This is a genomic window from Nocardia suismassiliense (assembly GCF_900269665.1).
Taxonomy (GTDB): domain Bacteria; phylum Actinomycetota; class Actinomycetes; order Mycobacteriales; family Mycobacteriaceae; genus Nocardia; species Nocardia suismassiliense.
The window spans coordinates 3,746,897-3,762,392 of the sequence record NZ_LT985361.1 but is presented as its reverse complement, the minus strand read 5'-3'; the positions used below and the strand labels follow the sequence as shown (position 1 = coordinate 3,762,392).

The window sequence follows — 15,496 nt, the reverse complement described above, 5'->3', positions numbered from 1 at the left end:
ACATGGAGTTCGGCCCACCTCCGGACGAAAACTGTCTGCACGCACAACCGGATGCGCTAACCATCAGCCCCGTGCACATAGCGTCTATTGCCCGCCGCGTGCGGTACTGACCAGCCCTGCCCGGCCCGGAACCTCTACTAGTCGAGCCCCGATAAAGTACTTTTGGCACAAAACTACCTTGTGGTAATGTCACATCTCTACCGAGGAGGCAGCGATGGAGACTTCCACAAAGCAAGACACCACGCAGGACCTATCTCAGATCGTCGGCAAGCACCTCATCTACACCTACGACAACGGCTGGCAGTACGAGCTCTACGTCCGCAACGCCACCACGATCGACTACCGCATCCATGCCGGCATGGTCGGCGGCCGCTGGGTCAAAGGGCAGTTCGTCGACCTCACCCGACTCGACGCGGACAACTACAAACTCTCCTGGACCGAGCCGACCGGCACCTCGGTCAGCGTCAACATCATGCCCGCCCAGCGCCGACTCCACGGCGTGATCTTTTTCCCACAGTGGGTCAAACAACACCCGGAACACACGGTCTGCTTCCAGAACGAGCACCTGGCTGAAATGGCCGAGTACCGCGACCAGGGCCCCACCTACCCGATCTACGTGATCGCGGAGTCCGCCCGGATCACTTTCCTCGAAGACCGCGGCCTCGACGACGACACCGTCATCGCCTGCGCCCCCGCGGACCTGCCCGCCGACTACGTCACCCGCACCAACTGATCCCACCGCACCGCGAGCCGAGCGATGGGATCCGGCCCGATTCGGACCCGGGCGGCGTGGGTAACCTCTTCGGGCGGCGCCCTGTTCGCTCCTGTCGATGGCGGTGCGCCCCGACGCCCAAGCCTCCGCACCGTCCTCGGACGCCGCCGGGTGTGGCCGAACTAGCTGTCTTGGTCGATGTTATCGGTTGGCGCACAAAGCTTGTCGAGACCTCGCCGGAGGAGATAGACGGCGACACCGTGCACAGTTGGCCCGGCCAGCAATTCGGTCAGCAGGCCAGCCAGTCGCGCGACACCTTCGGGACTTTCGGTGATTCTCCGGACGTCGGGGTTGCCGCAGATCAGATCTTGAAGCTCGGAGTGGTTGGTGGCGAACCAGTTCTGCGCACGTCGCCGTAGGTCCTGTTCACCGCCGCTATCGTTTCGTGCACCGTGGACGAGTTGTGCTCCGAACTCCTGCAACAGTTGTTCGTCCGTCAGGAGCCATAGCCGCGCGATTTCCTCATCAATCGATTCGAATCCGGTGTCGGCCGTTACGAATCCCTGTATCGCCGTGAATATTTCAGCAGCACGGCCAGGGGGTTGACCCGCTGCACGGAGTTCGAAATCGATACCTGCGTCGGCGGTACTGCGGGTGACATAAACGATGGCCATGGATTCGAGCCGGTCGTCGAGGATCAGGAACCCGATGATCCACTCGTTTTGATCCTCGATGGTGGGGAAGGTGAATCCGAGTCGCTGGAGGTCCTCGATCTCGGTACGGCCGGGCCAGTGGCTGAGGTGGTAGGTCCACTGGGTGGTCACCGGCACAGCGGGCTCACTCATCGGTTCCGCTTCGCCAGATGATCCAATCCTGGGAACGCAGGTGATTCGATAATGCGGCGTGTTCTCCGGTCAGCTGGTGTGGCCCCTCCGACGGGAAGGCGGCGATTGTGACAGGACGGCGCAGTCGTTCGGTCTCGCGGCGGGACCAGAACAACAGTCGTGGTGCTGCTCGTTCGACAAGCTTGTGATCGATGTACCCATATGTCGGGGCTTTGTCGTCGTACTCAGAGGTCAGGCCGAACTCCGGCAGTCGTTCACGTGCACGTTCGGCGATCGTGTTGCTGCAGATCTGGATGTCGTAGTCGCTGGGTTGTCCGGATATGCCGAGCCGCCAGTAGGAGTCGAACGGTCGCTCGTGGGGCCGGTTGTCTGGGTCATCCCACACGCTGACCAACTGTTCCATGATGGCGTCCAATTCGAAGGACAACGCATAGTCCCCCCTGATCTGCCGGATGTATCCCCCGATCTGATCCCGGTTATAGGCCATCTGCTTGTGCCTACCGGAGTAGAACTGGCCAGAACTGCCTTTCAGTCGCACGTCGATCTGAGTGATGCCGTCGAGAGCGGCAGCCTTGACCAGCTCGTCGACAAACTTCTTGTAGTCGTCGGGTGTCATGCCGAGCGGAACTGTCTTCGCCGACATCTCTCGGAGTTGCTCACCGCAGACGCCGAGGAACTCCAGATGCGCGTCGGTCGGCCGGTAACCCGCACTGTCTTGCGGATACGTCACGTGCACGTCAGAGTCGGTCGAAGGCAAGTCACCCCTCCTGTCGTCTCCCGAAGCGTGGGTGGACCCACATCAATCCTAGGGCGCGGTTACTCGACCTCGAAGTCGCCTCGGGCCACCTTGGCCTGAGCCCGACGGAACGGCCGCTCCTGTAGTCCCGGTGCCGCACGGTCTATCTCCGATTTCCGATCGGCGAAGCGCCGCAACGCCTCCCGCACCTGGGGCAACGGCACCGAGGATCGTGGATCCAGATCGAGATCTCGGGTTTGACGTACCTCGACGCGCAAGGCTGCGAGGGAACGACCGGTGTCCAGATGCTGTTGCGCGGACTCCTGCGGGTTCACCAGCGTGAGCACCGCAGAGGAAGCGCTGGCGGTCAGTGCCGAGATAGCCGCAAGCGACGGCGACCATTCAGCCACGACCGCAGCCGCAGCGACTGCGCCGGCCACCGCGGCCGTGCCACCGAGAAGACGGTGGAACCGTTGAGCGGACTCGGCCGAGGCGAAGTGTGCCTTTTCCGTGTACAAGAGATCGCTGATCAGCTGCTCCGCCTCGTCCCCGAAACGACTTCGCATATCGCCCACAATCGCCCCTTTGCCCGCACCGGCATCTTATATCGACACCCTCGGCGGAGCGCCGATGGCATCGAGATCAGTTGGCAGGCAGCCGATTTCCTTAGGCTGAGGACCGTCTCTCAACGGCCGACATACGCGAACGCCGCCCAGTGCACGGGATCCCGCATCGGCCGGGCGCGGGGACCGTGCACGGCCAGCCAATTGTCGAATTCGGCGCTGACGACGTCTGAGAATCCGATCTCGTTGTTCAGCTCGGCGAACCATCGGCGTAGCTCACGGGTCGTGACCGTGCGTAACCATAGTCTGACCTCGCGGAGCTCGGCGCTGGTCACGCATTCGGGGGCGGCCGCGTGCAATTGGACTAACCGTCCGATCGTGACGAAGGCGACCGGGTCGTCCACCGGCCACATGCTCGCGCAGACCCCGCGAAAGCCTGCTTGAAGCAACCCCGAAGGCAGACCGACTGTTTCGTTGATGAATGTGGTGGAGACCTGCGCCGACGAGCAGGCCATCACGACTGCGATGTCACGTCGACGGCGTGGCAGCCGATCCAGAAGAGCTGCCGTGAGCGCTCCGTCGTCGAGGTCCAGGCACGCGCCGTTCTCGACGTCGTAACGCGCGTGCCCGCCCAGTACGGCACAGCGTGTTTCGGCCAGGGCCGTGAGGGTCCAGTCCACCGTGGTCGGCTTTGCGCCCGTGGGGGTTACCTCGGCGTCCGGGAAAAAGGCACGTAACACCTCCCGGTCGCCATTCAAGAACGTGAGATCCGGCGCCGCGCTGATCGCGATCGTGGGTGGCCCCGTGGCCTGCGGTGCGGCGGTTGTGGCGAGGTGCCGCAGTGTCGGCAGCGCCCGGATCTCGACGAGATCATCGAGCCATGGCCCGTTCACCATGCCTGCCGAATGCAGCGGCAACATGGTGGTGTGCCCGGTGGGAACCATCGCCCATGCGCTGTCGGTGCCGAGTTCTCGGATCAGCGGCGTCGCCATCGCAGTCCACAGCCACTCGGCTGTGTCGATCGCATTGTCCGGGCTTTCGAGGAGGTGATCGATCTGTTCGATCACAGTCTCTTCATCGAGTTCTGGCAGTTCGATCGATGCCGCCTCGCCGTTCGGCTGGAGGATCAACGCAGTTCCGCCGAGGGCGTGCGTTACCAGATAGATTGCCAACGTGTCCGGGCTCAAATTTCTGGCCAGGTCCTGAATCTGAGGTCGGCTGCCGAACTCGCCCATCTCCGGGATGCTGCGGATCGTCTCGACGGCTGCAGATAGCCTCGCGGCGGCTTTGGTCGTGTCCCGAGCATCGCCGAAGCCTTCCTCGAAATGTCGCTGTGCGCGGGAATATTCGGCAGCGGCGAGTCGATACTGCGCTACTGCTTGCTCGTGACCGGGAATGTCGGACAGGAGAGGCGCGTTTCGCGCATCGACAAGGCAGTGGCGGACACTCTCCGCAGCGCGTATCGCCTCGCGTGGCCCCGCGCCGGCCAGCACGAGAGGAACGGCGGTGGCGATCAGGCCCTCGCTGACAGTCAGCACGTGTACGCGTTGGTGGGGACTCGGTGCGCCGTGTCTGGCCCAGTTCCAGAACTCATCGATCAATCCGATCATCTTCTGCGCCGCGTCTTGTTCGGACAGCGTCCGGTGACGTACCGCGTCGGTGAGAACCAGCCCGAGATTCGTGACACAGCGGGCACGGTCCGGGTCGGAAGTGGGAACCATCGTGAGGACTTCGATCGAAAGATCCACCGCTTCAACGAAGTCGACATCTCGCACGACGTCGGCACCTACGCATTCCGCAATGACCGCGGCGAGGTTGGATCGATTGATGTGATGTTCAGGATGGCCGCGCGGGGTAAGGCAGTCCGCTTCACGAGCCAGTCGCAAAGCCTCGACCAGCCTGTCGCTCTCCAAGACTCCCGCGCGTACAGCGTCGACCACAATGCTGCTCAGTGTGGAGACGTACAGCACCCGGTCCGGATCATCGGCACCACACAGGCGCACCGCTTCCTCGGCTCGGTCGACGGCCTCGGGCAGGTACTGCCCCTCGTCGAGCTCGGCCAGCAAGCTCGCGAGAGTGCAGGCTCGGGACGCACGAAGTGCGGCATAGGATTCCGGCGTGCCATCGAGCGCTTGCCGCGCCAGCTCGACGCCGACCCAAAGATCAGCCGGTTCCACAATCCCCACTTGGACGGCGGTGAACAGCGTGGCCGACAGGTTGGCGAGGAACCCCACCCGGTCGGGGTGTCCTTCCTTTGTCACGGCCACCGCACCGTAACCGAGTTCCACTGCTCGAATCATCTCCGCAGCCGGAATAATGCCGCTGGACACAGCTGCCGAGATGCGCACGGACAGGTTGTCCATCCGCGCGGCCCGGTAAGGGCTATCAGCCTCGGTGCCGGCCAGCGCCGCCTCCTGTAACGACAGCGCGGTGCGCAACTGCTCCTGATCGCACCACCCCGCAGCCCAGCCCTCTGCGATCAAGCCACCGAGGTTGGCCATCTGCGAAATCTTGTCGGGGTGGTAGTCCGGAGTTGCCGCGACTGCGGCTTCTGCAGCACGGATCGCATCGACCAGTTCGGCGGCATCGTGCATACCAGCATCGATCGCACGCGAAATTGCGTTGCACTCCAGCATTACCAGCGCTGACCTATCTGGATCGTCCTGCTCGACCAGCGCGGTGGCCGCCCGTGCGTGACGGACTGCGGTCGGCAGCATCTCCGCCGGCAGCACCATCGCCCAGATCGCCTGGCACAGATGCGAACTCAATCTCGACAATCGCCAAGGAAGGTTCGGATCGTCGGGCTCGGTTCGAGATACCGCCTTCTCCAACCAATCCACGGCCTCTCGTAGGGAATCAGCTGCGAGCACGTTGGTTTCCACTGCGATTCCGATCCGATATCCGAGGTTGGACTCGAACCGCGCTCGGGCGGGGTCGTTCTCGTCACACAACTGCACCGACTGCCGCGCCAGAGCCAGTGCTTCGACCATCTGATCAGCGGGAAGGTCGCCACGGTCCACCAGGTCCGAAATCACCGAACTGACTGCCGAGGCTACCTCCGGATACCGCGGATCATCCGTGGATATCTCGCGCATCCCCCTCCGGCCGAGCGATAACGCTGGGCCGAGCAGCCACACCGCCCCGTCGTCTTCGTAACCATTGATCAAATCAGTAAGCAGGTCTTCGATCTCGCTGTACAACTCCGGACCGATCGTCTCCGACGACGCCAAGATTCGAGCACGGACGACCCGCCGCTGCTCGTCCAAGGCCGCCGCCGTCCCCCGATCACGCGCGGCATAGAACAGCCCCGTCGTGTCGCCGACCGAGCGCTCCCCGTCGAGGACAACGCCGAAAGTCCTCAAGTAGTTTTCCGCGACCTCGGCCGCTGCCGCCATCTCATCCAAGTGCCCTTCGAAGCGGACTAAACCGACCCCTGCCGCTTCCCAACGGCCCTCTGCCAACTCCAGGACGGCGCGCACACATTCTTCGTCCACACCTGCGGTTCGCGCGGTGGCGAATATGAACGCGTGACGAAGTTCCGGGTCGCTGCTTCTCGTCGCCGCTTCCGTGACCGCACGCACAAGCAGTGGCAGCACCCAGCTCGCTCGACCATCGCGCATCTCGGCGACAGTTCGCACAACCGTATCAACGAGCCCGAACGTCGTTTTCGACCGTCTGGCCGCGTCCAATACGGCCAGAATCGTGCATTCCTCGACAGCGGGCTCGACACCGACTTCGACTGCGCGTTGCACATACAGTGCGGCCGCGAGATCCCTGTCGCACAGGATCCTCGCGACAACAGCATCGACCAACGGCGGGTTCGCACGGAGCAAGTCCGCACGCTCGCTCCAGCCCGCCGCGACAAAGTGCTCGACACTGCCGTGCAGGGTCAAGGCACTGCTGGTGACCTCTGACGCAACGATCTCAGCCAGGATCGACCGTAACGTACGATTCTGCCCAGACAGTGGTTCGGCTTGCCCGCTCGCCACCATCAACAACTCCCTACGCCCGATGTTGCCAACGCTGAACCCCACAACTGGATCGAGCAATTTCGGGTAGGTCGCGCACGACTGCGCGCCCCGGTCTCGGACCGATCATGCAGGGAATCGATATACCGACGGCATCGACTCTAGCTGTTGTGCGGTCGGATGGGCCGAACCCCCGAGGCAAGGTTCTGGGACAGGCGTGACGAATTGGGCGACCGGCTGCCGGCCGGACGAGTTGCCGTCGCGGGCGGCCGATCCTTGTTCCGCCGATATCGAATCGCGGATGCTCGAGGCCGGATGAGTTTGAACGCCGGTGGGGGGCGGTTTCGGCGTGCTACCGTGATCGGCAGCGCGACCTTCTGCGGTCAGCGGAAGTCCAATTCGTCGGTCCTGCAACGTATCTGGTCCGGCGCTGTGGGGAAGGGGAAATTCTCATGCCTTTGCCGACCGAACCAATTGGAAGTATCCCGCGGCCAGCGGCGTTATTGGCAGGAATGCAAGACCACGCCGCCGGGCGTATTGCGGACGAAGCTCTCGCCGATCTTTATGACGCTGCGGTGCAGGACACCATTGCGCGTCTGGAATCGGTTGGGTCGCCGGTAGTTACGGACGGCGAGCAGAGTAAGCCCAGTTTTGTGAGCTATCCGCTGGCCGGATTGACGAACCTCAGTCCCGATGGTGCGGTGATCCCCTTCGCGGACGGTCACACGCGGCAGTTGCCGGCGTTGAGCGCAGGGCCGTTTCGGTATGCGACGTTCAGTGCGCAGTATCTGCAGGCTGCGCGGAAGTATGCGACGGTGCCGGTCAAGCAAGCCGTGATCGCGGCTTCCGCCATGAGCCTGTTGTATCCCGCGGACGGCATCAGCGGGTACTCGCAAGAACAGTTCCTCGACGATCTCGTGGATAACGTGGAAGCCGATATTCGCGGGGCGTTCGATGGTGGTGCGCACTCGGTCCAACTCGACTTCACCGAGGGGCGGCTGTCGCTCAAACTCGACCCTTCCGGCGGAGTGCTCGACTCGTTCGTCGCGCTGAACAATCGCGTGCTCGATCGCTTCACACCGGATGAGCGGCAGCGGATCGGCGTGCACACTTGCCCTGGCGGGGACCAAGATTCGACCCACAGCCTCGACGTCGACTACGCGGAGTTGTTGCCGAAACTCTTCGGCATTCATGCGGGCCAGTTCTACGTCCAACTTGCCAGCGAGCCCGATCCTGACCGGGTATTGCAAGTCATCGCCGAACACTTGCCGGCGGAGGCCCGAATCTTCGTCGGTGTCATCGATCCGATCGATCCGACCGTCGAGACGGCGGAGCAGGTGCGGGACCGGGTGCTCAACGCGGCTCGGCACCTGCCCGTGGATCGGCTCGGCACGTGCGACGACTGCGGATTCGCACCGTTCGGCGACGATGTCTCTACGTCGCGAGAAACCGCGTTCGCGAAGGTTCGTGCCCGTATAGAAGGCACCGCGGCGGCGTCCAAAGAACTCGGCGTGTGAGCTGACAGATCCGTCGAGCAGAGCCGACCCCCTAGTTGGGTCGGCAACTGCTACTGCCCGCGTTCACCAGCATGACGTGCGATGAATTCCGCAACCAAGTCGAGCCCAGTGAGGCCGAACCCTGCGGTCTGTCATCGGGTGATCACATAGCCGTCGTTTGCGCGGTGGTCGCGGGAGCGGCGGAGGTCGGCGATGGCGAAGGTGCGTTGTAACCAACGGTCGGCGCCGTCGTAGCGGGGACGAAAGGCGGTGCGGCCGTGCACCGTAACGCGGTTGTCCACGATGACCAGGTCGCCGGGGGCGAGTCTGGTGGTGCGGGCGGCGGTATTGCAGGCGTGGCCGAAGGCGGTGAGCGCGGTGACGGCCCGTGGTGTCAATGCGGTGGTCGCGATGGTGGCCATTCGGATATCGGGGTCTTCCGGGGCGCCGGACAGTAAGGGCTGGGGTGCGACGTCAGTGTTGTCCACGCCGAAGGACGGCGGCGGTGCGGTGCGAAATTCCGGAGTGAACAGTACCTTTCGGCTCACCGCGGACAGCAGTGGTAGCACTTCGCGGAGGCAGGCCGTGCGCAGCCCTGCGACCCGGTCGTGGTCGGCGCGCAGGCACAACAACAGCACGTAGTCGGGTTCGTGTTGGTGGAAGGCGTTTTCGTTGTGGAAGGTGAGCAACACCGAACCCGCGTTGCCCGAGAAGGTTTCCTTGCCGGGCACCGGCACGACGTCCTGGACGAGGGCCCCGGATTTCTCGGCCAGGTATGCGGCCGGGTCGCCCAGCCCGCAGGCGATCATGGTGAGTACCGTTGCGGCGACGGTAGCTTCGCGCTGTACCGAATCCGGCACGGACGGCGTCGCGGGCAATCCGGCAGCATCGACGGGTAAGCCGCGGATCACCAGCGATCCACGCGAGCCCGAGTGCCGTCGGAATTGCCGCACGCTGCGGCGCAGGGACAGCGGCAGTTCGTCCCACGCGTCCCGAGCGCGCGCCACCCATTCGTCGGCGTCCACCCGATCGCGGGTACCGCCGCACAGCGCACGGGCGACCTTATCGGTCTCGGCGGTTTCGTCGGGATCCAAGGTCAGGTCGGGGATTTCGTCGGTGGCGTCGTGCATCAAGGCCCTCCTGCCCGGTGCGCCTAGCGCCGCAAAGCGGCCACGGCGTCAGCGATGTAGTGGTCGCCGAACTGGATCAGCGGCGCGTACTGGGCGGCCCGCCGGTGCCGCATCAGGCGCAATTCGCCGACGGCATTGTCCGGACCGGTGGGCAGCTGCGCGATGGAGCGGCGCAACCGCACCATCGAATAGGCAAGGGTGACATGGCGTTCGCTGTCCACCAGGTCGGCTTCGAGCAGCGCACTGCGGGCGGCGGCGAGGTCGGGGTCGCGGGCGGCCAGGTGGTCATAGGTATCCGGAACAGCCCTGAGCAGGTCCTTCATCGCGCCGCGAAAGGTCTTGTAGCCGCGATGTTGTCGCCCGCTCAACGGGATCGCCACGTCGGGTGGTTGCATGGTGGGCCGCACGGTCTCCATGTAGTAGTCCACCGGAATCGTGCTGGCGTGGGTCATCGCCGCGGGGAAACCACGGACGAATGTGGTGGCATGAGCGAGTCGCGCCAACGCGGCCTCGGCCGCTCCGTCACGCAGATGAAATACCGCGTCCGACACCGCGACCGCCGCACAGATGTTGAACAGAACGTGCACCTGATGCCCGACGAGCCACCGGGCCGTCCATTCGCTTTCCAGCGATACCTCTTCGGGCACAACAGCATTGGGCGGCACGTCGCGGGCCTCGTCACCCGCCGTGCTGCCGGTGAGGTCGAGTACGGCCTGACGCATCGCCGCGACTTCTACCGCCAGGTCGGCACCGGACAGCGGCGCGCGACACAGGTCGAGCACACCGCGATAGACCACGAGCACCCCGTGCAGGGCCGCCTGCTGGTCGCACAGGTCCACCTCGCGAACCCGAAAGAACGACTGGCTCACCGACTCCGCGGGGAGATCCTCCCCCACCATCGCTGCACGTTCCGTCGACAGTGCGCCTGCCAACCCACCGGCGGCAGTAACGACTCGCTGCAATGCCGACGTGCGTTCGATCGGCCCGGCATGCGTCGGCACCTCGGCCAGCGCCAGCGCAGTCCGCCGCGCTTCCCCTTGGACACGATCGTTGAGCTGCGGGATCTTCCCGTCGTCACGCACTCCCCGGAAAACCGCCACTGGCGGGTAGGGGGCCGTAGCCGAGGTGCCCATGCCGACCAGGGTATCCCGGCCGAGGCCGGCCCCGACGGGTTTCCCGCTGCACCCACCGGTCGAACTTCGTTGTGCGATCAGAGATCTCGCCCTACCGCAGATCCGCCGCATGCGCGGGTCAGCGTTCCGGCGTGCCCGGCCGGCGCGAGTTGCCGGCCACGCTGCCGCGTATAGCGCCCTGACGCAACAGTGCGATCGACGGCACGATCTCTGGATTACGGTGGGCTGACCTCGCTCACGAGCCGGGCCCAGCTCGGGAGCGTTTGCCGCGGCGTTGAAGCAAGCACTCGATGGCTCGTTGCGCGAAGTCAACTCACCTGATTCGTACCGTACCGCCGGGGATGGCGGGACAATCGGCTCAGCGTGCACGTTGGTTCGGCTGACGATGCACCGCAGGTCGATTCAGCGGTGACGAAGGAGGATCGACATGGTGGTCGTGCTGGACACCGATGCGCTCGCTCCCTCGGATCGGGTGGAGGCGGTAGTCGCGACCGTGCAGCAGGCCTCGGCGCCGACACACGTGGTACTGAAGCCGTCGGACCGCCCGGTCCATGCGCACCTCGATGCTTGGCAGTTCGGTCAGGTCAGCCTGGTTCAGGCGCAGATGCCTGACCTGGAGCTGATCCGAACGCCGAAACAAGTTCGGGTGTCGCCGAGTTCGCTCGTCGCCGTCGAGGTGCAGCGGAGCGCCTGTTCCCGGCTGACCCAAGGCGATGTACAACACGAACTCGCGCCGGGTGACCTGTTCTTCATGGATTTCGACCTCCCGTACGAGCTCGACTGGCACGGTGGCGGAACCACGGCACTGTTCCTGCCGGAAGATCAGCTGGGGATACCCAAGGCGTTGATCCGCAGCGTCCTGGGCACGGTGCGGCACAGCGCGCTCGCTTCGCTGGTCACGAAACAGATTGCGCTGATGGGGGAATCGGCCGAAGCCCTGCATGCGGATCCGGCCGCACCCGAGCTGGGTGCCGCGTGCATCGAGATGGTGCGCGCCTTGTTCAGCTCGGCGGCAGGCGGCAGCGAAGACTGCACGGCGCTACCCGAAGATGTTCTGGTACAACAGGTTCGCGACTATGTGCGCCGGCACCTGCTCGATCCGGACCTCTGCCCGGCCGGTATCGCGCGCGCCCACCACATCTCGGTGCGCTATCTGTACAAGCTCTGCGAGCGCGCCGGACTCAGCCTCGAACAGTGGATCATCACCGAGCGCCTCGAGTGTGCGCGACATACCCTGGCGCGCCCCGACGCGAGTCAACGCTCCATCGCGGCCGTCGCCCACCACCACGGCTTCCGAGACCCGACACATTTCGCCCGGCGCTTCCGCGCCGCCTACGGCATGGCGCCGAGTGAATGGCGGCGGGCGAGCAATTCCGCCACAGATGCGCCGGTTCCGACGATCCGAGCCGCTCGGCCGAACCGCTAGTGTCGCCGTCGTTCGCGGACCCAACACTGCGCACCAGGCAGAATGGCCGGGTGGACGCCCCTGTTGCTCGAACCGAATCGACGTCGGCCGTCTCGGTCGAGGCGCAGCTCAGCGCCTTACTGGGCCCGCTGCGGCGGGCCGTGCTGCGCCGGACCAGAGCCGCGGAAGGGTTGCCGGATCTGCCGGAGGCGCAGATCGAACTGCTTCGTCTCCTGGTCGGCACCGAGGGAGTGCCGCCGAGTCTCGCGGCCGCCGAACTGAAGGTGGCGCAGTCGACGATCAGCAATCTCATCCGGACGATGACCGCGGCGGGATTGGTCGAGCGGGTGCCGTCGCCGACGGATGGACGGGCTGCGGTGCTGGTGGCGTCGCCGACGGCACGGGAACTGCTGGCCAGATACGACCGCGCGAGCGCTGCCATGCTGCGTGAATCTCTCGCGAAGCTACCCGCCGCAGATCGGGAACGACTGGAATCCGCGCTGCCCGCGCTACAGCAGTTGCTTTCGGTATTGAGCGAATGACCTTGCTGGAACCTCGATAGTGGTTCCCTCGGCGCCCACAGTGCCTTACAGTGCTTTTGTTTCAAAAGTATAATTCCTGTGGGAGCATTCATGCGGGCACGCACCGCCATATTCCGGCTCGATACGACCCGATGGTCGTCCTTGGCCGCGGTCCTGATCAGCCTCGCCGTCGCAGCGTCCGCGATCGCACATCCTCGCGCCGATGCGGCCCCAGCCGCGCCCGACACCGCGGTGACCGTCACCGGCGGCCCGATCCAGGGCAGGCACACCGACGGCATCGTGCACTACCTCGGCGTGCCGTTCGCGGCCCCGGCCACCGGCGAGCACCGCTTCGCACCGCCGCAGCCCGTTGTTCCGTGGACGCAGGTGCGTCCGGCGATCGCGCACGGCCCGCAATGCCCGCAGTCGTCCCCGCTACCGATCGACGTCGCATTGCAGGAGTCGAGCGAGGATTGCCTGAGCATCGATGTCTACGTGCCCCAGCACGCCGCCGATACCGCGCTGCCCGTCATGGTGTGGTTCTACGGTGGCGCTTTCGTGCTCGGCTCCAACGCACAATACGACTCCCCCGCCAGGCTGGTGCGCGAAGGCAAAGTCATCGTGGCCATCCCCAATTACCGCGTGGGGCCCTTCGGTTTCCTCGCCCTCCCCGAGCTGGCCGACAGCACCGGCGGCATCGCAGGCACCTACGGCACCCTCGACCAGCAGGCCGCGCTGCGCTGGATCCGCGACAACGCCACCGCGTTCGGCGGGGATCCGGGCAACGTCACCATCTTCGGCGAATCCGCCGGCGGCATGAGCGTGTGCACCCAGCTCGCTTCCCCGCTGGCCCGTGGACTTTTCGACAAGGCCATCATCGAAAGCGGTTCATGCGCAAGGAGTCCGCTGCAGCCGCCCAGCAAGGACGTCGCCTATCAACGCTCTGCCGACTATGCCGCCGATCTGGGGTGCGCCGACCCGATCACCCGGCTGCGCTGCCTGCGCGCACTGCCCGCCGACGCGCTACTCGACTCCCCCACCACGGCATTGACGTCGATGGCGGTGGGATGGAGTCCGGTTCTCGACGGAGTCGTGGTGACCACCGAACCCGAACAAGCCCTGGCCGCCGGAGCAGCACACGACACGCCCTTGATCGTCGGCAGCAACGCCGACGAAGGCGCCACCTTCCTCGCACTGCTCGACTACGCGCGCGGAACCACCCCTACCGCAGCCGAATATCAGAGCTGGGCACGACAACTGTTCGGCGACAACAGCACTCAGGTCCTGGACCGCTACCCACCGTCCGGCTTCCCGACCCCCGCCGCCGCCAAGGAACGGGTGATCACGGATGGGTTCTTCGCCTGCCCAGCCCTGTTCACCACCGATGCCGCCCGTCGAGGCGGTGCCCAGGTGTGGCAGTACCGGTTCAACGACGCACCGCTCGGCCGGAATCCGTTGCTACCGGGCGCCTTCCACGGCGCGGAGGTGCCCTACGTCTTCTCCGGGCTGATGGGCGTGCCCATCCCCCTGCCACCGCCCGCTGACCTGCTCTCTCGGCGAATCCAGCAGAGCTGGGCGCAATTCGCGCACACCGGCGACCCGGTGACACCGGACTTCACCCCGTGGCCGACCACCGCGGGCAGCACCCTCGAACTCAGCAGTGACCACATTGCCGTAGCCGACTCGTTCGCCCGGCAGCACCACTGCGACCTGTGGTCGGGTATCCGCCACATCGGGTAGCCCAGAAATTCTCAGCTACCGTGAAACCCCTCCGACCGGATATGAACTCAGCGCAAAAGGCCGCTATGACGCGATGCCCGCCGCTCGGGCCTGCGACGCGAAAAGGTTCGGGTTCGCCGCCGCAGGACGCGGCAGTCCGTTGGCGTTGCGGGTCCGGCTCGGGGGTTCCCCGTTCCATCGCACGTAGGCCCTGCGGAACTCACGCACGTCGCGGTAGCCGGTCCGGACGGCGATCTGGGTGATCGTCGCGCCGGTTTCCCGGACCAGGAACAATGCGTGCCGCTGCCGAACTCGGTCCCGGATGTCGCTGAACTTTTCACCGGCGGCGTGCAGGTGCCTGCGCAGGGTGCGTTCGGTAACGAAGAGCCGGTCAGCGACCTGAGCCATGGAGAGCGCGCTGCGCAGGTTCTCCGCGAGGATCGACTCGACCGACACCACGATGTCCTGCCGGGTGTCGTCGCCGCCCAGCTGCCGGCAGGCGTCCAGCGCTGCGCTGCGACTGGCTTCGCTGTAGGTCGGCAGCCGGGTTTCCAGCCGCTGCGTGGGGAAGACCAATTCGTTGACAGCACAGTCGAACTCGATCGGACAGCGGAAGAAGCGACGATAGTCGGCGGCGTAGGCCGGTTCCGGGTAGCTGAGCCGGATCCGGACAGGATCGGTGTCGTCGCCGAGCAGCGAGCGCGCGAACGACATCGCCGCCGCCATCGCCTGCTCACACAGAAAGCGCACCAATTCCGGATCGGGAATGCGCTCGAAGTACTGGATGGTGCTCAACTCGCCGTCGCTGCTCAGTTCGATATCCAGCAGGCTATCGATCAACCGACGCAGCTGGAATCCCACGGCTGTCGCGTCCGCGACGGTCCGGCAGGACCGCATCGCGAAGCCGAGCAGCCCGTAGCCGACCGCGGCATTGCGAGCTCCCACGGTGAGCCCGATCGGCCCTTCGGGCAGCGCACGCACGGCCCGGCGGATGATCGCGGTCGCCTGACGGTAGGACACCCACGTCTGAGGTAGATCCAGACGTTCAGGCAGCACTCCCGTTCCGGCGAACCACGAAGCGGTGTCCACACCGCTCTCGGCGGCAACATCACACAGCCGGGTGAGCAGCACCGGCGGAATGGTCGCCGCATTGAATCGCGAATCGCGCAACTCCATAGCGAACGACTCCTTCGCTCTCGCATCCCGGCGGGTCTCTTGCCGGAACAGTACGAGAGAAAGCGGCGACGTTAGCAAACATGTGGCAAATT

General features: G+C 65.1%; 13 protein-coding genes. 6 read left to right on the top strand and 7 right to left on the bottom strand.

Going from position 1 to position 15,496, the window contains the following annotated elements:
* Positions 1 to 214 precede the first annotated feature (214 nt).
* The gene (locus DBO33_RS17020) at positions 215 to 733 is read left to right on the top strand and encodes a phenolic acid decarboxylase (RefSeq protein WP_107655923.1); all 519 of its coding nucleotides are present in this window, start codon (positions 215 to 217) and stop codon (positions 731 to 733) included.
* Positions 734 to 894: 161 nt separating this feature from the next.
* Here DBO33_RS17020 and DBO33_RS17015 read toward each other — a convergent pair whose 3' ends face one another.
* From DBO33_RS17015 to DBO33_RS17000, 4 genes are all read right to left on the bottom strand, one after another.
* Positions 895 to 1,557 (bottom strand): hypothetical protein, encoded by a 663-nt coding sequence (locus tag DBO33_RS17015; RefSeq protein ID WP_159080316.1) that lies wholly within the window; start codon positions 1,555 to 1,557, stop codon positions 895 to 897.
* Entirely contained in the window at positions 1,550 to 2,173 is a 624-nt protein-coding gene (locus tag DBO33_RS17010) for a hypothetical protein (RefSeq protein WP_159080315.1), read from the bottom strand. Before DBO33_RS17010 ends, DBO33_RS17015 begins: the two co-directional genes overlap by 8 nt.
* Before the next feature lie 200 nt (positions 2,174 to 2,373).
* A complete protein-coding gene (locus DBO33_RS17005; protein ID WP_159080314.1) occupies positions 2,374 to 2,859 on the bottom strand; it encodes an SLATT domain-containing protein in 486 nt (161 codons plus the stop codon).
* Between the two features lie 119 nt (positions 2,860 to 2,978).
* On the bottom strand, positions 2,979 to 6,218 hold the full coding sequence (locus tag DBO33_RS17000; RefSeq protein ID WP_159080313.1) for a CHAT domain-containing protein: 3,240 nt from the start codon (positions 6,216 to 6,218) through the stop codon (positions 2,979 to 2,981).
* A 165-nt stretch (positions 6,219 to 6,383) separates the two neighbouring features.
* On the opposite strand from DBO33_RS17000, the gene DBO33_RS42825 reads away from it, so the two are divergent.
* Positions 6,384 to 6,770, top strand: coding sequence for a hypothetical protein (locus DBO33_RS42825; protein ID WP_159080312.1), 387 nt, complete (start codon positions 6,384 to 6,386; stop codon positions 6,768 to 6,770).
* 506 nt (positions 6,771 to 7,276) lie between these two features.
* Positions 7,277 to 8,341 carry a cobalamin-independent methionine synthase II family protein gene (locus tag DBO33_RS16995; protein ID WP_107655918.1) on the top strand — a complete coding sequence of 355 codons (1,065 nt, stop codon included), beginning with the start codon at positions 7,277 to 7,279 and terminating at the stop codon, positions 8,339 to 8,341.
* 131 nt (positions 8,342 to 8,472) lie between these two features.
* Here DBO33_RS16995 and DBO33_RS16990 read toward each other — a convergent pair whose 3' ends face one another.
* Entirely contained in the window at positions 8,473 to 9,450 is a 978-nt protein-coding gene (locus tag DBO33_RS16990; protein WP_107655917.1) for a TauD/TfdA family dioxygenase, read from the bottom strand.
* A 23-nt stretch (positions 9,451 to 9,473) separates the two neighbouring features.
* A complete protein-coding gene (locus DBO33_RS16985; RefSeq protein WP_107655916.1) occupies positions 9,474 to 10,583 on the bottom strand; it encodes a hypothetical protein in 1,110 nt (369 codons plus the stop codon).
* Between the two features lie 427 nt (positions 10,584 to 11,010).
* Between DBO33_RS16985 and DBO33_RS16980 the strand changes: the two genes are divergently transcribed.
* The 3 genes from DBO33_RS16980 (at position 11,011) to DBO33_RS16970 (ending at position 14,249) form a co-directional block, all read left to right on the top strand.
* A complete protein-coding gene (locus DBO33_RS16980; protein WP_107655915.1) occupies positions 11,011 to 12,009 on the top strand; it encodes a helix-turn-helix domain-containing protein in 999 nt (332 codons plus the stop codon).
* Positions 12,010 to 12,059: 50 nt separating this feature from the next.
* Positions 12,060 to 12,530, top strand: coding sequence for a MarR family winged helix-turn-helix transcriptional regulator (locus DBO33_RS16975; RefSeq protein ID WP_199856668.1), 471 nt, complete (start codon positions 12,060 to 12,062; stop codon positions 12,528 to 12,530).
* Between the two features lie 90 nt (positions 12,531 to 12,620).
* Complete coding sequence (locus DBO33_RS16970) at positions 12,621 to 14,249, top strand: carboxylesterase/lipase family protein (protein WP_107655913.1); 1,629 nt, start codon at positions 12,621 to 12,623, stop codon at positions 14,247 to 14,249.
* Between the two features lie 63 nt (positions 14,250 to 14,312).
* Here the strand turns inward: DBO33_RS16970 and DBO33_RS16965 are convergent, their stop codons facing one another.
* A complete protein-coding gene (locus tag DBO33_RS16965; RefSeq protein WP_107655912.1) occupies positions 14,313 to 15,404 on the bottom strand; it encodes an AraC family transcriptional regulator in 1,092 nt (363 codons plus the stop codon).
* Between the last annotated feature and the right edge of the window lie 92 nt (positions 15,405 to 15,496).